This is a genomic window from Burkholderiaceae bacterium (assembly GCA_024235995.1).
Taxonomy (GTDB): domain Bacteria; phylum Pseudomonadota; class Gammaproteobacteria; order Burkholderiales; family Burkholderiaceae_C; genus Ottowia.
In genome coordinates this window covers 3,661,221-3,677,321 of the sequence record JACKLI010000001.1, presented here as the reverse complement: position 1 = coordinate 3,677,321, position 16,101 = coordinate 3,661,221, and the positions used below count along the sequence as shown (strand labels likewise).

General features: G+C 72.3%; 16 protein-coding genes and 1 tRNA gene. 3 read left to right on the top strand and 14 right to left on the bottom strand.

Features of this window, described 5'->3' with window-relative positions; translation table 11 throughout:
* Window position 1: 1 nt before the first annotated feature.
* From H6927_17595 to H6927_17555, 9 genes are all read right to left on the bottom strand, one after another.
* Window positions 2–946, bottom strand: a complete 945-nt coding sequence (locus H6927_17595; GenBank protein ID MCP5219898.1) for a 5'-nucleotidase — start codon at window positions 944–946, stop codon at window positions 2–4.
* A gap of 27 nt (window positions 947–973) precedes the next feature.
* Window positions 974–1,393, bottom strand: a complete 420-nt coding sequence (locus tag H6927_17590; protein MCP5219897.1) for a type II toxin-antitoxin system VapC family toxin — start codon at window positions 1,391–1,393, stop codon at window positions 974–976.
* A 4-nt stretch (window positions 1,394–1,397) separates the two neighbouring features.
* Window positions 1,398–1,646: a type II toxin-antitoxin system Phd/YefM family antitoxin gene (locus H6927_17585; protein ID MCP5219896.1), complete on the bottom strand. Its 249-nt coding sequence runs from the start codon at window positions 1,644–1,646 to the stop codon at window positions 1,398–1,400.
* A 57-nt stretch (window positions 1,647–1,703) separates the two neighbouring features.
* Window positions 1,704–2,921 carry a type II secretion system inner membrane protein GspF gene (gene gspF / locus H6927_17580; GenBank protein MCP5219895.1) on the bottom strand — a complete coding sequence of 406 codons (1,218 nt, stop codon included), beginning with the start codon at window positions 2,919–2,921 and terminating at the stop codon, window positions 1,704–1,706.
* A 23-nt stretch (window positions 2,922–2,944) separates the two neighbouring features.
* A tRNA-Arg gene (locus H6927_17575) sits at window positions 2,945–3,019 on the bottom strand.
* A gap of 127 nt (window positions 3,020–3,146) precedes the next feature.
* Window positions 3,147–5,018 carry a translocation/assembly module TamB domain-containing protein gene (locus tag H6927_17570; protein MCP5219894.1) on the bottom strand — a complete coding sequence of 624 codons (1,872 nt, stop codon included), beginning with the start codon at window positions 5,016–5,018 and terminating at the stop codon, window positions 3,147–3,149.
* The gene (locus tag H6927_17565) at window positions 4,928–6,055 is read right to left on the bottom strand and encodes a hypothetical protein (protein ID MCP5219893.1); all 1,128 of its coding nucleotides are present in this window, start codon (window positions 6,053–6,055) and stop codon (window positions 4,928–4,930) included. Before H6927_17565 ends, H6927_17570 begins: the two co-directional genes overlap by 91 nt.
* Before the next feature lie 130 nt (window positions 6,056–6,185).
* Window positions 6,186–7,109, bottom strand: coding sequence for a hypothetical protein (locus tag H6927_17560; GenBank protein ID MCP5219892.1), 924 nt, complete (start codon window positions 7,107–7,109; stop codon window positions 6,186–6,188).
* Window positions 7,109–9,001, bottom strand: a complete 1,893-nt coding sequence (locus H6927_17555; protein MCP5219891.1) for a BamA/TamA family outer membrane protein — start codon at window positions 8,999–9,001, stop codon at window positions 7,109–7,111. The genes H6927_17560 and H6927_17555 overlap by 1 nt, the downstream gene beginning before the upstream one ends.
* Before the next feature lie 91 nt (window positions 9,002–9,092).
* Between H6927_17555 and H6927_17550 the strand changes: the two genes are divergently transcribed.
* Window positions 9,093–10,565, top strand: a complete 1,473-nt coding sequence (locus H6927_17550) for a patatin-like phospholipase family protein (protein MCP5219890.1) — start codon at window positions 9,093–9,095, stop codon at window positions 10,563–10,565.
* A 5-nt stretch (window positions 10,566–10,570) separates the two neighbouring features.
* Here the strand turns inward: H6927_17550 and H6927_17545 are convergent, their stop codons facing one another.
* From H6927_17545 to H6927_17530, 4 genes are read right to left on the bottom strand one after another with little or no spacing between them, the layout of a single operon-like run.
* Entirely contained in the window at window positions 10,571–11,758 is a 1,188-nt protein-coding gene (locus H6927_17545; GenBank protein ID MCP5219889.1) for a VWA domain-containing protein, read from the bottom strand.
* 18 nt (window positions 11,759–11,776) lie between these two features.
* Window positions 11,777–12,379, bottom strand: coding sequence for a GNAT family N-acetyltransferase (locus H6927_17540; GenBank protein ID MCP5219888.1), 603 nt, complete (start codon window positions 12,377–12,379; stop codon window positions 11,777–11,779).
* A 20-nt stretch (window positions 12,380–12,399) separates the two neighbouring features.
* Window positions 12,400–12,612 (bottom strand): hypothetical protein, encoded by a 213-nt coding sequence (locus H6927_17535; GenBank protein ID MCP5219887.1) that lies wholly within the window; start codon window positions 12,610–12,612, stop codon window positions 12,400–12,402.
* A 4-nt stretch (window positions 12,613–12,616) separates the two neighbouring features.
* Window positions 12,617–13,459: a MoxR family ATPase gene (locus H6927_17530; GenBank protein MCP5219886.1), complete on the bottom strand. Its 843-nt coding sequence runs from the start codon at window positions 13,457–13,459 to the stop codon at window positions 12,617–12,619.
* Window positions 13,460–13,569: 110 nt separating this feature from the next.
* On the opposite strand from H6927_17530, the gene H6927_17525 reads away from it, so the two are divergent.
* Window positions 13,570–14,238: a cytochrome c4 gene (locus H6927_17525; protein ID MCP5219885.1), complete on the top strand. Its 669-nt coding sequence runs from the start codon at window positions 13,570–13,572 to the stop codon at window positions 14,236–14,238.
* A gap of 131 nt (window positions 14,239–14,369) precedes the next feature.
* Here H6927_17525 and H6927_17520 read toward each other — a convergent pair whose 3' ends face one another.
* Complete coding sequence (locus H6927_17520) at window positions 14,370–14,804, bottom strand: DUF1841 family protein (GenBank protein ID MCP5219884.1); 435 nt, start codon at window positions 14,802–14,804, stop codon at window positions 14,370–14,372.
* Between the two features lie 81 nt (window positions 14,805–14,885).
* On the opposite strand from H6927_17520, the gene pcaF reads away from it, so the two are divergent.
* Complete coding sequence (gene pcaF / locus H6927_17515) at window positions 14,886–16,088, top strand: 3-oxoadipyl-CoA thiolase (protein MCP5219883.1); 1,203 nt, start codon at window positions 14,886–14,888, stop codon at window positions 16,086–16,088.
* Window positions 16,089–16,101 lie beyond the last annotated feature (13 nt).

Sequence of the window (16,101 nt, the reverse complement as noted above, 5' to 3'; positions counted from 1 at the left end):
GTCATGCGCGATTGGAACGCAGGCGCGGCCGGCGGGTTGCCTTGGGCGCGGGCGCATTTGTAACGCCCGCCGCCACGTGGCCGGCGGGCACGAAGCTGGCGGCCTGCTGGATGTGGCCGCTCTGGTCGTCGAAGAAGAAGTCGGGCTCGAACTCACGCAGGAACTCGCCCTTGGGCAGGCCGCCCAGGAACATCGCCTCGTCCACGCGGATGTTCCAGCGCATCAGCGTCTGGATGGCGCGGCGGTGCGCCGGCGCGCCGCGCGCGGTGACCAACGCGGTGCGGATGCGCAGGCCCGGCGGGCCGTCCTGCTGCAGGCGGTGCAGGGCTTCGAGGAAGGGCTTGAAGGGGCCGGCGGGCAAGGGCTCGTCGGCCTTGCGCTTTTCGTGTTGCTGGAAGGCGGCCAGGCCCTTCTTTTGAAACACCTGCTCGGCTTCGTCGGAGAACAGCACGGCGTCGCCGTCGAAGGCGATGCGCAGCTCGTCGGGGTAGCTGTTGCCGGCCGGGCGCGCGTCCACCATCACGTGCGCGGCCGGAAAGCCGGCGGCCAGGGCCTCGTGCACGTCGTGCGCGTTGGCCGACAGAAAGATGTCGGCGTGCAGCGGGCGCAGGTAGCCGAAGGGCGCTCGGCCCTGGGTGAACACGCCGCGCTCGAGCCGCAGCGCCTGCGCCGCGCCCGAATTGAAGATGCGCATGCCCGAGACCGGGTCGTTGCGCGAGAGGATGACGACCTCCACGCGCTCGACGCCGTCCTCGTTGAAGCGCAGCAGCTTGCGCACCATGGAGTGCGCGACGCCGGGGCGCGCCGGCACGTCCAGGCGCTCCAGCTGCAGGCGCATGTAGGCCTGCGCGTCGCCGCTGTCGAAGACCTGGTTTTCTTCCTCCAGGTCGAACAGGGCGCGCGAGGAGATCGCGACCACGAGCTTGTCGTCGAGGGTGGCGGGCATGTCAAAAACAATCGCTGTCGGGGTAGGTCACGCCGGCGCTTCCCATGGATTGAGCACCTGGACGCCGCAGGCGCCGAAGTCGCGCGTGTTGCGGCTGACCACGGTCAGGCCGTGGACCAGGGCGGTGGCGGCAATCCAGGCGTCGCGCTCGGGCGCCGGATTGGGAACGTGCATTGCGGCGCAGCGGTGCGCCACGGCGGTGTCGATGTCGAGAATGCGCCCGTCGAACGTGGGCAGCACCTGGGCCTGCAGCCATTGGCGCAGCAAGCGGCCTTGCTCGTGGTCGCGTCGCTCTTTCTGGCGGATGCCCAACTCCAGCTCGAACACGGTGATGCATGAGATGAACTGCTGGTGAGGCGGCGTAGCGCGCGACCATTGCAGCAAGCCGGCAGGCGCCCGGTCGGGCCGGCGCAAGTCCGAGACGGCGTTGGTGTCGAGCAGAAACATGGGCTCAATCGAACTCGGCGGGACGCGCGAAATCGCCCATGCGCGGCGGCTCGAACTCGATGTCTTCCACCCCCGGCATCGCCAGCGCCTCCGCGATCGAGCGCGGCTTGCGTGTCAGGCGCTCGTACTCGGCGTTGCTGATCAGCACGTAGGCGCGCCGGCCGCGGTCGGTGATGAACACCGGCCCGTCGTTGGCCGCGCGCTTGGCGCGGGCCGTGTCCTGGTTGAATTCGCGCGAGGTGAGAGTTTGCATGGCAGGCTCCTTGATCAAACCGAATGTAGCAATGTTACTACATTCAAGCCCGCAAGGCTACTTGACCCACTGGTTGAGCTGGATGATGGGCAGCATCACCGCCAGCACGATCAGCATCACGACCACGCCCATGACGACGATCAGCAGCGGCTCCAGGATGGTGGCCAGCTGCATGGCACGGCGCTGCACCTCGGCGGACAGCTGCACGGCGGCGCGCTGCAGCATCAGCGGCAGCTGGCCGGTCTGCTCGCCCAGGCGCGCGAACATGGACAAGAGGCCCGGAAAGCGCTTTTTCTGCGCCAGCGCCGCGGCCAGCGGCGCGCCTTCGCGCACCATCACCAGCGCGTCTTCCGCGTCGGCGCGCATTGCGGTGTTGTTCAGCGTCTGGCTGGCGGCCTGCAGCGCGCGCAGGATGGGCACGCCGGCGCCCGCCAGCATGGCCAGGGTGCTGCCGAAGCGCGCCGCGTTGTAGCCGCGCGCCAGGCGCCCGACCAGCGGCAGGCGCAGCCAGGCGGCGTCGAATTTCTGGCGAAAAGAGTCGATCGTCAGCGCCCATCTTGCGCCGGCAGCTATCAAAACGATGGCACCCAGCAGCCACCAGCCCCAGTGGCGCACGAAGGCGCTGATGGCCAGCATGGCCACCGTCAGCGTCGGCAGCGCGTGCTGGGTGCCGGCAAACACGGTGGCCACCTGCGGCACCACGTAGCTGACCAGGAACACCACGATGACGATGGCCACCAGCGTGACGATGGCCGGGTACAGCGCGGCGCCGATCAGCTTGGCCTTGAGCGCCTGGCGCTCTTCCAGGTCGTCGGCCAGGCGCTCCAGCACGGCGCCCAGGTGGCCGCCCTGCTCGCCGGCGGCGATGACGGCCGTGTAGACCGGCGAGAACTCGCGCGGCTGCTGCGCCATGGCGCGCGCCAGCGGGGCGCCGGCGTTGACTTCGGCGCGCAGGCCGGCGATCAGGTTGCGCTGCTTGTCGTCCTCGGCCTCGTCGGCCAGCGCCGACAGCGCGCGCTCCAGCGGCAGGCCCGAGCCGACCAGGCCCGCGAGCTGGCGCGTGAAGATGGCCAGCTGCGTGCCGCCGAAGGCCCGCCCGCCGGCGATCGGCCGGCTCAGCAGGCTGTCGGCGCGGCCCGTCACCGGCTCCACCGCCAGCGGCACCAGCGCCTGCCCGCGCAGCAGCGCGCGCGCCAGCCGCGCCGTGTCGGCCTCGATCACGCCCTTGCGGGTCTGGCCGTCGGCTTGCAGGGCTTCGAAGGAGTAGGCGGGCACGTGCGTGGGGTGGGCAGCGTGGGTGGCGCCCCCGGCAGGAATCGAACCTGCATCTGGCGCTTAGGAGGCGCCCGTTCTATCCATTGAACTACGGCGGCGGGGTGGGGGTGATTGTATCGGCGGCGGTGCGCGGGGGCCGGGGCCGGTTACTTCTGTTTTTGTAGCTGCTTGGGCATTGTTGGTGCCGGCTGGAGTGTGATTGGGTTTGAAAGATGAAAAACCGGGTCAATCGAAGGACAGCCGGTAGATCAAATCCAGCGCGGCGTTTTCGCCGGCCTGCGCGCGCAGGCTCCAGCGGCGCGACAGCTCGTAGAAGATCAGCAGCGCGCCGCTGGTGCCGGCCAGGCTGTGCTGGTAGGCGGCGTACAGGCGGTCGGACAGGCGCTTGCCCAGCGTCACGCTGGCGCCGCCGACGGCGCCGTTGTCACCGCTGTCGCTGCCGCGCGAAAAGCTCAGCTCGTCCAGGCCGAAGCTGGCGGCCAGCCCGCGCCCCTCGCGTCCGCCCAGCAGCGCCAGCGCGGCCGACTGCAGCATGGCCGACTCGGCGCCGGTGGCGGGCGCGGCGTGGCCCAGCAGCAGCCAGGCCAGCGCCTGGTTGTCGGGCAGGGCCGGGTCGGAGTACAGGCGCACGCGCGGCAGCAGCGCGCTGCCGGCCACCTGCACGCCCACGCGCTGGTCGGCGGTGAAGATGGGGCGCAGGGCGACGATGTCCAGGCCGGGGTTGTCCACCGCGCCGGTGAAGGTGATGGCGCCGCGCGCGATGTCCAGGTTCTGGCTGTAGGCGTGAAAGCGCCCGCCCTCGGTGCGGAGGGTGCCGGCCAGCTGCGGCGGCGTGCCGATGGGGCCTTGCGCGCTGAGCTGCAGCGTGCCGGCCAGGCGCGTGTCCAGGCCCCGGCCGCGCACGCGCAGGTCCTCGCCCAGGTCGAGCTGCACCTTGGCGTCGACGACCAACGGCGAGCTGGGCGGCGCGGGCGTGGCCGGGGTGCTGGCCGCCGGCCTGGCGCGGTGCACCACCACGTCGCTGCCCAGGCTGGGGGCGCTGTCGTCGGGCAGCTCGATGCGGCCGCGGTCCACGCGCAGGCCGCCGCCCACCGTGACCTGGCGGCCCGCCAGCGCGGCCTGCACCTGGCCCGACACGGTGATGTCGCGGTCGGCCCGCACGCTGGCGTGCAGGCGCGTCAGCGTCGCGTCCAGCCGGGCCTGGGCGCGCCCGTCCTGCCAGCCGGCTTGGCCGGTGGCGCGCAGCGTGCCGCCGGCGTCGTCCTTGTCGCCGGTGCCGGGGCCGTGCAGCAGCAGCTCGTCGATCACCAGCTGCGTGCCGTCCAGCCGCGCGCGCAGGCGCCCGCGCCCCAGGGCGAAGCCGTCGACCACCGAGCGCAGCGCCAGGTCGTCGGCGCTGAGCGTGCCGGCGACCTGCGGCTGCCCGCGCGTGCCGGCCACGCGCACGTCGGCCGCCAGCGCGCCGCGCAGGCGCCAGCCAGGCAGGGCCAGCGCCGACCAGGCGGCGATGCGCGGCAGCCGCGCCTGCAGCTGGCCGCTGAGCGGCGCGCCGGCAGGCCAGCTCCAGCGCGTGCCGCCCTGGCCGTCGGGCGTGGCCGACAGCTGGGTGCGCAGCTCGCCCTGCGCCTGGCCGGCCTCGGCGCTGTCCCAGTCCAGGCGTGCCGTGACGGCCGGGCCGTCGCTGGTCAGTTGCAGGCGCGCCTGGCGCAGGCTGGCGGGCACGCGGGCGGCCAGGCCCGTGTCGCTGTCGCGCGCCACCAGGGTCAGGTCGCCGCTGGCGCGGGCCAGCTCGGCGCGCAGGCGCAACCGGTCGTTCCAGCTCAGGTCCCACTGGCCGTCGAACAGCAGGTCGCCCTCGATGCCGCTGTCGGCCAGGTTCACGCCGGCCAGGCGCTCGGCCCACTGCAGCGGCAGGCCGGTCAGGCGCCCGGTGCTGGCGAGCGCGCCGCCCTGCCAGCGCAGCGGGCCCCAGTCCAGCCGGGCCTGCCGGGCGGGGGCGGGCGACGTCAGCGTGAGCGCGCCGGCCGACAGCTGCAGCGGCCCGCGCGCCGCCGCCACGCCCTGCAGCGTGAAGGCCTGGGGCTGGCCAGCCGCCACGCGCCGGCGCCCAGCGCCGGGTCGCGCACCTGGGCCTGCAGCTGCCGCACCTGCACGCGCCAGCCGGACGCGGCCAGCGTGGCCTTGGGCGTGGTGCGGGCCAGCTCGGCCGCGGCCTGCAGCTCGAGCTGGCGCGGGCCCTGGTGCAGCGCGCCGCGCAGGGCCGCCTGGGCCTGGGCCAGCCGGCCGTCGAGCGTGAGTTCGGCGCCCTGCAGCTGCCAGGGCGCCGCGTCCTGCGCGCGCTGGGCCTGCAGGCTGGGGGCGCTCAGGCGGGCGTGCAGCTCGGGGTCTTGCCAGCCGCCGCGCCAGCGCGCCTGCAGCGTGGCGCTGCCCTGGGCCTGCAGGCCGGCCAGCGGCGGGGCGGCGCCGGGCAGGGTTTGTGCCCAGGCCAGGGTGCGCGCGGCGTCGCTGACGTCCAGCCGTGCCTGGCCCTGGCCGCGCGTGGCGTCCAGCTCGCCCTGCACGCGGGCCTGCAGGCCGGGGGCGTCCAGGGTGAGGTCGGCGCTGCCGCCGGGGGCGTGAGGATCGGCCAGATGCAGGCGCGCCTGGCCGGCCAGTTGCGCGCTGCCTGCGCGCACGTCCAGCTGCTGCAGCGTGAGCCAGCCTTCGGCCCAGCGGCCGCGCGCGTGGGCAGCGCGCAGGTCCAGGGCGCGCAGGCCGCTGCCGGACGTGGTGGCGGCGGCGGGGGCCGGGCGGGCCTGCAGGGCCAGCGTGAAGTCCAGCGCCGCGCCCTGGCCCTGCACCTGCGCCGTGCCGCCGAGGGGCGCGGCCGCCAGCTGGCCGTGCAGGCGGGCGGGGTCGATGTCGGCGGCGCGCGCGTCGATCTGCCAGCGTGCATCGGCGGCGCTGGCCCAGTGCCCGCTGGCCTGCAGCGTGCCGCCGGCCAGGCGGGCCTGCAGGCGATCCAGGGTGGCGGCGCCGTCCTGCCACTGGCCTTGGGCTTGCAGGGATTCGACGGGTAGGCGCTGGCGGTCCCAGGGGCCGGCGTCGGCGTTGCGCAGCTCGGCGTCGATGCGCCAGCCGGGCGCGCCCGCCACCGGCGCCAGCTCGGCCTGGCCGCTCAGCTGCGTGCGCGGCGCGCCGGGCCAGAAGGCGCGCGCGTCGATGGCCTGCAGGCGCGCGCGGGCCTCGGGCAGGGGCTGGGCGGCCCAGGGGTGATGCGGGCGCTCAGCTGCGCCTGCGCGCCGTCGGCGTCGGCGGGCAGGGCCAGCGCGGTGCCGGGGTGGGCAGGGCGGGCAGCGCCGGCGCGGCGGCGTCGGCCGCGGCCAGCGCCACGGCCTGGGCTTGCAGGTCGGCCAGCGGGCCGTGCAGGCGCGCCTGCAGGCTGAGCGCCGCAGGCGCGCCGCCGCCCGGAACCTCGGTGCCGAGCGCGCCGGCCAGCGCCAGCTCGAGCGCCATGGGGGCCTGGGCGGCCAGCGTGGCGCGCGCCCGGTAGCGGCCGTCCTGAAAGCGCGCGCGGCTCAGCTCGAGCGTGTGCCGCGCGCCGTCGAAGGCGTAGGCGCCCGCCAGGTCGCGCACCGTCAGTGCGGGCGGGCCGGCCCAGGCCAGTTCATCGACCCGCAGGGCGTCGATGCGCAGCCGCAGCGGCAGGCCGAGCGTGGCCGGCGGCGCGCCGGCCGATGGGCTGGGCGGGCGCTGGTCGTCGACCTGCACGCGCGTGGCGGCCAGCTGCTGGATGTGCAGCGTGCGCCGCAGCAGCGCGGCCGGCGTCCAGCGCAGCGTGGCGCCGTCGATCTGCACGCGCAGGCCGTCCTGCTGCCACACCAGCTGCCCCGCGTGGCCGCCGTGCAGCAGCGAGCCGCTGACCTGCTGGCTGGCCAGCGGCCAGCGCGCGCCCACCCAGCGCAGCGTGCTGGCCAGCGAGCCTTCGCTGCCGGCCCAGTGCCACAGCCAGCCGGCGGCGCCGGCCAGCAGGGCCAGCACCAGCACGGTGCCCAGCGCCGCCGCGCGCGCGGCGCGGCGCCAGGGGCGGTGGCGGACGGGGGTGGCGGTTTTGGGGTCGAATGGGCCGTTGGCCGGCGTTGAATGGGCGCGGCCAGCTATCGAATCAGGAGTATCCGTCGGGGTGGATGGAGGTGGGGCGGCAGCCATCAGAAGTTGAACCCCACGCGCATGTGCAGGCGAAACGCGTGCGACTGCAGGCCATAGGCCACATCCAGCTCCATCGGGCCGACGGGCGTGATCAGGCGCAGGCCGGTGCCCACGCCCCAGTGGGCGCGCAGGTCGCTGGCGTGGTTGGCCACGCTGCCCACGTCGACGAACAGCACGTGCTCCAGCAGGCCGGGCCAGCGCTGCTGGGCGATGGGGCGCTGCCATTCCACGCTGCCCAGCGCCATGACGCGGCCGGGGCCGACCCAGTTGCCGCCCAGCGGAATGCCGATGCTGCGGTACGCGTAGCCGCGCACGGTGGCGTCGCCGCCGGTGCGAAACAGCTGCGTGGCGGGCAGGCGCGCCTGGCGCGCGCCGATGACGGCGCCGCCCTCGGCGCGCAGGGCCAGCCGGCTGCCGCCCGCGCCCACCGGCACGATGTCCAGCCAGCGCCCGGTCAGGCGCGTGAAGGGCTTGCGCACGCCCATGGTGGTGACGCCGACGCCGATCTCGCCGCTGAGGCCATGGCCGCGCGTGGGCAGGGTCGGCGAGTCGAAGAAGCGCCCCGTCCAGGCCGCGTTGAGGCTGAGCGCGGCGCCGTCGCCCACCAGCGCGTCGGGCGCGACCACGCTGGCCGCGCCGGTGACGTTGGCCTGCTCGTACTGCAGGTAGACGTTGCGGTCGAAGCGCGGCCCGCTCTGCAGGCGGCCGGCGCGCAGGGTCTGCGAGGTGGTGACCAGCGCGCCGTCGTCCTGGCGCATGTGGCGTGCGAACAGGGCGGTGCGCCAGTGGTCGGCGTCGGGCAGCGAATGCAGCTCCAGCTGCAGCAGCGGCGCCTTGCGGTCGAGCTGCAGCGTGGTGTCGCTGCGCCAGCTGGTGCCGAAAGTGGTGTTGTCGCGGTGCTCCAGCGACAGGCGCGGGCCGCTGTCGGTGCTGTAGCCCACGCCCAGCTGCAGCTTGTGGCGCTTGGCCTCGGTCACGGTGTAGGTGACGGGCGCGGCGGCTGCGTCGCCCTCGGGGTCGATGGTGATCGAGGCGCCGTCGTAGTAGCCGCTTTCCACCAGGCGCTGCTGGGCGTCGACCAGCGCCTTCTGGTCGTAGGCGTCGCCGGCCCGCAGCCAGGACAGGCGCTCGGCCAGCTCGGGCGGATAGCGGCTGGCGCCCAGCACCCGGGCCGTGCCCAGGCGAAACAGCGGGCCGGAGTCGAGCTGCACGCGCAGCCGCGCCTGCGCCGCGGGCGCGTCGACGTCGGCCTGGCTGGCGGCGATGCGCCCGCGCGGGTAGCGCTGGGCCAGGAGTTGGCGCAGGGCGCCGGTCTTGGCGTCGGACCAGCGCTGCTGCGTGAAGCGCCGGCCGGCGGGCAGGCTCCAGCCGGCGGTGATGGCGGCGCGCTGCGCCTGCGCGCCGGCGTCCGCATCGTGGGCGATGTCGCCGGCGAAGTCCACGTCCACCTGCCGCACGGTGGTGGCCGGGCCGGGCTCGATGGCGACCACCACCGTGGGCCGGCCGCCGGCGGCGCCCTCGCGGCGCACCTGCACGCCGGGCGCGAAGTAGCCCTCGGTGCCCAGCAGCTCGCGCGCGTTGCGCCCGGCCAGCGCCATCAGGCGCTCCAGCTCGAACGCGTCCAGGTCGCTCACCCCGCGGTAGCGCTGCAGGTCGCTGAAGCGCTCGACCAGCTGGCGCAGCGCCGGGTCGGCGCATTCGACGCGGATGTCGAAGGCGGGCGCGCCGGGTGCGGCCGGCCCGGTGTCGGCAGGGCCGGCCGGCGTGGCCGAGGCCTCGGTGGCGGCGGCATCGCCGTTCGGCAGCAGGGCGCAGCCGGGCAGCAGCAGGGCCAGCGCCAGCCACAGGGCGGCGCGCGGGCCAATGGAGGAGATACAACAAGGCACAGGCACGGCTTGAGTTTATTAGGGGCGCGGACGTATCGTTTTGTGAGGCGTGTGCCAAGCTGCCGGGCTTGCCCAGGGCGTTCCTACAATCCTGGCGATGAATGCCGGATCGACCCGCACCCGTGTGGCGCCCGCGCCGTGCCGCGCCTGGCTGCGTGCGCTGAGTGGCGCGCTGGCGCTGGCGCTGCTGTCGGCCTGCTCGTCGGTGCGCCCCTGGATCAACGCGCCCATGCGGCCCGAGCAGCTGCAGGCGGCGCACGTCAACGAGCAGCGCGACCCCAGCCTGGTGATGGCCGTCACCCTCTCGGGCGGCGGCGCGCGCGCGGCGGCGTTCGGCTACGGCGTGCTGCGCGCGCTGGACGCGGTGCACTTCGACTGGAACGGCAAGCCGCTGACGCTGCTGGACGCGACCGACCTGATCAGCGGCGTGTCGGGCGGCTCCATCGTGGCGGCCTACTACGCGGCCTTCGGGCGCGAGGGGCTGCCGCGCTTCGAGTCGGAGTTCCTGCGCCGTGACTTCCAGCAGGGCCTGATCTCGCTGCTGCTGCGCCCGGGCAGCCTGCACGAGCTGAGCTCGCCCTGGTTCGGCCGCTCCAACCTGCTGCAGCGCCAGCTGGACGAGCTGTACCGCGGCATGAGCTTTGCCGACCTGGAGGCACGCTCGCGCCACCCGCAGCTGATCGTGACCGCCACCGACCTCACGCGCGGCCACGGCTTCGAGTTCACCTGGGACCAGTTCGCGCTGATCTGCTCGGACCTGGGCGCCGTGCCGCTTTCCTTTGCGGTGGCGGCCTCGTCGGCGGTGCCGATCGCGCTCAGCCCGCTGACGGTGAAGAACCACGCCGGCCAGTGCCCGGCCCCCGTGGCGGGCGCGCTGGCCCACGCGGCCGGCATCGGCGCCCAGGGCCCGGCCGACTACCGCCAGCGCCTGTATCGCGCGCAGATCAACGAGTACCTGGACGCCAGCGCGCGCCCCTATATCCACCTGGTGGACGGCGGCCTGGCCGACAACCTGGGCGTGCAGCGCCTGCTGGACCGCGCGCTGATGAGCGGGGGCCTGCGCCAGACCTTCCGCGAGGTGGCCATCCCGCCGGGCAGCGTGCGCAAGGTGGTGCTGGTGGTGGTCAACGCCGAGCGCGACCCCACGCGCAACCTCGACCTAAGCGACGAAGTGCCCGGCATCTTCGACGTCGCCGACGCCCTGCTGTTCGGCACCGGCGCGCGCGCCACCAACGAGACGCAGGAGTTCCTGCACGACGTGGCGCGCGCCTGGCACCGGGAGGTGCAGGGGCAGGGCCCGGCGGCCGCGAGCGACGTGTTTGCGCGCGATGCCCAGATCCACGTCGTCACCGTCAACCTGCGCGACGCGCCCGTGCAGCAGCGCCGTCAGCTGCTGCAGGTGCAGACGGCGTTCTCGATTGCCGACCAGGAGGTGAGCGAGCTGATCGCCGCCGGCGGCCAGGTGCTGCGGGCCTCGCCCGACTTCCAGGCGCTGCTGCGCTCGCTGGGGGCGCGGGTGGAGGCGGAGGATGCCGCGGCGGCGCCGGCCGACGGCCCGCGCGTGGACTGACGGCCCTACTTGGACAGCGTCCGCATCGCATCCTCCAGCCCCTTGAGCGTGAGCGGGAACATGCGCTGGCCCATCAGCTGCTGCACGATGGCGATGCTCTGGCGGTACTGCCACACGCCGGGCGGCTCGGGGTTGATCCAGACGAACTTGGGAAAGGCGTGCGTCAGGCGCTGCAGCCACTCGGCGCCCGGCTCCTCGTTGTTGTATTCCACGCTGCCGCCGGGCTGCAGGATCTCGTAGGGGCTCATGGTGGCGTCGCCCACGAAGATCAGCTTGTAGTCCTTGTTGTACTTGCGGATGATGTCCCAGGTCGGGAACTTCTCGGCGAAGCGGCGGCGGTTGTTCTTCCACATGAAGTCGTACACGCAGTTGTGGAAGTAGTAGAACTCCAGGTGCTTGAGCTCGGCCTTGGTGGCCGAGAACAGCTCCTCCACGCGCTGGATGTGCTCGTCCATGGTGCCGCCCACGTCCATCAGCAGCAGCACCTTCACGTTGTTGTGGCGCTCGGGCACCATGCGGATGTCCAGCCAGCCGGCGTTGGCTGCCGTGCTACGGATGGTGTCCGGCAAATCCAGCTCCAGCTCGTTGCCCTCGCGCGCGAACTTGCGCAGCCGGCGCAGCGCCACCTTGATGTTGCGCGTGCCCAGCTCCTGGCTGTCGTCGTAGTCGCGGTAGGCGCGCTTTTCCCACACCTTGACGGCGCTTTTGTTCTTGCCCTGCCCGCCGATGCGCACGCCCTGCGGGTTGTAGCCGCCGTGGCCGAAGGGGCTGGTGCCGCCGGTGCCGATCCACTTGCTGCCGCCCTCGTGGCGCTCCTTCTGCTCCTCCAGGCGCTTCTTGAGCGTCTCCATCAGCTCGTCCCAGCCCATCTTCTCGATGGCGGCCTTCTGCTCGGGCGTCAGCTCTTTCTCGAGCACCTGGCGCAGCCAGTCGGCCGGGATTTCCTTGGTGAAGTCGGTCAGCATCTCCACGCCCTTGAAGTAGGCGGCGAAGGCGCGGTCGAACTTGTCGAAGTGCTTCTCGTCCTTGACCAGCGTGGTGCGGGCCAGGTAATAAAAGTCGTCGATCGTGCAGGCCTCGGGCTGGCGGGGGCCGACCACGTCGGCCTGCAGGGCTTCGAGCAGGGTCAGGAATTCCTTGACCGACACGGGCAGCTTGGCCGCGCGCAGGGTGTAGAAGAAGTCGATCAGCATGGATGGGGCCTCCAGCGCTTATGCAGCCGGCGTGCGTCGATCCAACAAATAGAGCAGCTGCGCCCGCGCCTCGGGCCACTCGCCGGCCGTCATGCTGTACATCACGGTGTCGCGCACGGTGCCGTCGCGGCGCAGCGCGTGGTGGCGGATCACGCCGTCCTTGCGGGCGCCCAGGCGCTCGATGGCGCGCTGGCTGGCGAAGTTGTAGTTGTCGGTGCGCCAGCCCACCGCCTGGCAGCCCAGGGTGTCGAAGGCGTGGCCCATCATCAGCAGCTTGGCGGTGGTGTTGACGTGCGTGCGCTGCACGCTCTGGGCGTACCACGTGTAGCCGATCTCGACGCGCCGCACGGCTGGCAGGATGTCGTGGAAGCTGGTGGAGCCCAGCACGCGGGCGCTGGCCTCGTCGACGACGGCGAAGGCGAAGCGGTCGCCCTGCTCGCGCATCTGCAGGGCGGTCTCGATGTAGGCGCGCGTCTGCTCGGGCTCGGGCACGCTGGTGACGCGAATGCGCCACAGCTGGCCGTCGGCGGCGGCGGCGCGCAGGCCGGCCTCGTGCGCCAGCGCCAGCGGCTCCAGGCGGATGCCGCGCTCGCGCAGCGTGACGGGTTCGACAAAGGCCATCGGCGGCTCCTCGGTTTGTTTCAACCCGCGTCGCGCGCCTGGCGCCAGCGCCGGGCGGCGCCCAGTCCGACGCCGCCGCACAGGCCGATGGCCGCGATGGCGATGACGCTGGCGTTGGTGTGCAGATCGCGCAGCACGTCGATGCCGGCCACGCGCGCCAGCCAGTAGCCGGCCAGCGCGCCGCCGACGAAGCCGACGGCGTCCGACAGGACCTTGACCAGCAGGGCGGGCATGGCTTCAGCGGTTGCGCTGGTTCATGAACACCAGCTTCTCGAACAGCGTGGTGTCCTGCTCGTTCTTCAGCAGCGCGCCCACCAGCGGCGGCACGGCCACCTTGTCGTCCTTGCTGTGCAGGGCCTCGGCGGGGATGTCCTCGGCCACCAGCAGTTTCAGCCAGTCCAGCAGCTCGCTGGTGGAGGGCTTTTTCTTCAGGCCCGGCAGGCCGCGCACGTCGAAGAACACCTTCATGGCGGCGGCCAGCAGGTCTTTCTTGAGGTCGGGGAAGTGCACGTCGACGATCTGCTTCATCGTCTCCGGGTCGGGAAACCTGATGTAGTGGAAGAAGCAGCGGCGCAGGAAGGCGTCGGGCAGCTCCTTCTCGTTGTTGGAGGTGATGAACACCACCGGGCGGTGCCGGGCGCGGACGGTCTCGCGCGTCTCGTAGCAGTGGAACTCCATGCGGTCCAGCTCGCGCAGCAGGTCGTTGGGAAACTCGATGTCGGCCTTGTCGATCTCGTCGATCAGCAGCGCCACTGGCTCGTCGGCCGTGAAGGCCTGCCACAGCACGCCCTTGACGATGTAGTTGTGGATGTCCTTGACCCGGTCGTCGCCCAGCTGGCTGTCGCGCAGGCGGCTGACGGCGTCGTACTCGTACAGGCCCTGCTGCGCCTTGGTGGTCGACTTGATGTGCCATTGCAGCAGTGGCAGCTTCAGGGCGCTGGCCACTTCCTCGGCCAGCATGGTCTTGCCGGTGCCCGGCTCGCCCTTGACCAGCAGCGGGCGCTTGAGGGTGATGGAGGCGTTCACGGCAAGCATCAGGTCTTGCGTGGCGACGTAGGAATCGGTGCCCTGGAATTTCATGCTGGATGATGGCCTGTGGCGGTCAAGAGGGAATGGCGCTCAGCGGGCGGATAAGCTTGATTACAATCGGCCGCTGATCTGGATCAAACAACATGGATTGTGCGCGCAAAATGAAACCGAACCTGTCCCCGATGTTCGCTGCACTCATCGCCGCCGCCGGCCTGGCGACGACTGCCCAGGCCCAGGTCAAGGGCAATATCGAGGCGGGCGAGGGCAAGGTGGCCATGTGCATCGGCTGCCACGGCATCATGGACTACAAGACCAACTTCCCCGAGGTCTACCACGTCCCCAAGATCGCCGGCCAGAACACCAAGTACATCGAGACCGTGCTGGGCGAATACAAGAAGGGCACGCGCAAGCACCCCAGCATGCGCGGCATCGCCGGCTCGCTGACCGAGCAGGACATCGCCGACGTGGCCGCCTACTACACGGCGCTGGGCGAGGTCAAGGGCGCGCCCGAGGTGCCGGCCACGCCGCCGGCGGCCCGCGCCGACGTGGCGGCCCTGCTGCAAAAGGGTGCTTGCGTGTCTTGCCACGGCGAGAACTTCAACAAGCCGATCGACCCGGCCTACCCCAAGATCGCCGGCCAGTACCCCGACTACCTGTACGCCGCGCTCACGGCCTACAAGGACGACACCCACAGCACCTGGGGCCGCGGCAACCCCATCATGGCCGGCATGGCCAAGCAGTTCTCCAACGCCGAGCTGAAGGCCATCGCCTACTACATCGGCTCGCTGCCGGGCGACGTGCGCACGGTGCCGCAGGGGCGTTTCCGCTGATTGCGGCGTCCCCAGGCCAACAAAAAACCCGCCGCCGGCGGGTTTTTTTGTTGGTGTGCTCGAAAAATGAATCAAATAGGGCTGTAGCCGGCGTCGAACATGCCCCACAAGCTATCAATAAAATAGCTGACTCAAGGTCCCGTGGCGCGCCGGCGCACGCAGTCCAGGTAGGCCGCGCCATCGGGGGCGCCGCGCCGCGCCTGCGCGTCGGCCAGCATCTGGCCCAGGCAGTCCATCACCTCGTGGTGGGCGGTGTGCAGGTCGCCCCGGCGGGCGGCCAGCAGCTCCACCGCCTGGCGGATGCCGGCCGGCTGGTCGATGCTGCACTGCTCGCTGATCGACAGGTGCATCGACAGGTGCAAAAAAGGGTTGCCGCCCACCGCGCCCTCGCCGTAGTCGCGCGCCACCGCGGCGTCCGCGTCGGCCAGCTCGGCGTGCCACTCGGGGTGCTCGGCCACCCAGCCGGCGGCCAGCTGCTCGATGGCCTGCAGCGGCTGGCCGGCCTGCGACTTGGCCCAGGCCTCGCAGAAAAATCGGCGCACTTGCTCTTGCGTGGGGGCGAACATGGTGCGCGAGGGTAGCACGCGGGCGCCTTCGCATAACATCGGCGTCGTTTGAAAAACCCACGCATCGACCCGGAGCCCTCCATGACCCAAGCTTTCATCTGCGACGCCATCCGCACCCCCTTCGGCCGCTACGGCGGCGCGCTCAGCAGCGTGCGCACCGACGACCTGGGCGCCGTGCCCATCAAGGCCCTGATGCAGCGCAACCCGAACGTCGACTGGGCCGCCCTCACCGACCTGCTCTACGGCTGCGCCAACCAGGCCGGCGAAGACAACCGCAACGTCGCGCGCATGTCGGCTCTGCTGGCCGGCCTGCCCATCGACGTGCCCGGCGCCACCATCAACCGCCTGTGCGGCTCGGGCCTGGACGCCGTGGGCAGCGCCGCGCGCGCCATCAAGGCTGGCGAGGCGCGCCTGATGATCGCCGGCGGTGTCGAATCCATGAGCCGCGCGCCTTTCGTCATGCCCAAGGCCGAGAGCGCCTTCAGCCGCAGCAACGCGGTGTACGACACCACCATCGGCTGGCGCTTCGTCAACAAGCTGATGAAGGCCCAGTACGGCATCGACTCCATGCCTGAGACCGCCGAGAACGTGGCGGTGGACTTCAGGATCGAACGCGAGGCCCAGGACCGCATGGCCCTGGCCAGCCAGGACAAGGCCGCCGCCGCCATCGCCGCCGGTCACCTGGCCCAGGAAATCTGCGCCGTCACCATCGCGCAGAAAAAGGGCGACCCCATCGTCGTCGGCACCGACGAGCACCCGCGCAAGACCACGCTGGAGGCGCTGGCCAAGCTGAAAGGCGTGGTGCGCCCCGACGGCTCCGTCACCGCCGGCAACGCCAGCGGCATCAACGACGGCGCCTGCGCGCTGCTGCTGGCCAACGAAGAAGCGGCCAGGCAGTACGGCCTCACCCCCAAGGCCCGCGTGCTCGGCATGGCCACGGCCGGCGTGGCCCCGCGCATCATGGGCTTCGGCCCCGCGCCGGCGGTGCGCAAGGTGCTGCAGCTGACCGGCCTGACGCTCGAGCAGATGGACGTGATCGAGCTCAACGAAGCCTTTGCCGCCCAGGGCCTGGCGGTGCTGCGCGACCTGGGTGTCCGGGACGACGACCCGCGCGTCAACCGTTGGGGCGGTGCCATTGCCCTGGGCCACCCGCTGGGCGCATCCGGCGCGCGCCTGGCCACCACGGCCGTGAGCCAGCTGCACACGCTGGGTGGCCGATACGCGCTGTGCACCATGTGCATCGGCGTGGGGCAGGGCATTGCGGTGGTGCTGGAGCGGGTTTGAGCGGCCTTCCCCC

Bases quoted from the DNA above. Each gene is read 5' to 3' on its own strand.
- H6927_17550 (MCP5219890.1), top strand. From the start codon at position 9,093: ATGAATGCCGGATCGACCCGCACCCGTGTGGCGCCCGCGCCGTGCCGC.
- H6927_17545 (MCP5219889.1), bottom strand. From the start codon at position 11,758: ATGCTGATCGACTTCTTCTACACCCTGCGCGCGGCCAAGCTGCCCGTG.
- H6927_17535 (MCP5219887.1), bottom strand. From the start codon at position 12,612: ATGCCCGCCCTGCTGGTCAAGGTCCTGTCGGACGCCGTCGGCTTCGTC.
- H6927_17540 (MCP5219888.1), bottom strand. From the start codon at position 12,379: ATGGCCTTTGTCGAACCCGTCACGCTGCGCGAGCGCGGCATCCGCCTG.
- H6927_17520 (MCP5219884.1), bottom strand. From the start codon at position 14,804: ATGTTCGCCCCCACGCAAGAGCAAGTGCGCCGATTTTTCTGCGAGGCC.
- H6927_17560 (MCP5219892.1), bottom strand. From the start codon at position 7,109: ATGGCTGCCGCCCCACCTCCATCCACCCCGACGGATACTCCTGATTCG.
- pcaF (MCP5219883.1), top strand. From the start codon at position 14,886: ATGACCCAAGCTTTCATCTGCGACGCCATCCGCACCCCCTTCGGCCGC.
- H6927_17530 (MCP5219886.1), bottom strand. From the start codon at position 13,459: ATGAAATTCCAGGGCACCGATTCCTACGTCGCCACGCAAGACCTGATG.
- H6927_17525 (MCP5219885.1), top strand. From the start codon at position 13,570: ATGAAACCGAACCTGTCCCCGATGTTCGCTGCACTCATCGCCGCCGCC.
- H6927_17590 (MCP5219897.1), bottom strand. From the start codon at position 1,393: ATGTTTCTGCTCGACACCAACGCCGTCTCGGACTTGCGCCGGCCCGAC.
- H6927_17585 (MCP5219896.1), bottom strand. From the start codon at position 1,646: ATGCAAACTCTCACCTCGCGCGAATTCAACCAGGACACGGCCCGCGCC.
- H6927_17595 (MCP5219898.1), bottom strand. From the start codon at position 946: ATGCCCGCCACCCTCGACGACAAGCTCGTGGTCGCGATCTCCTCGCGC.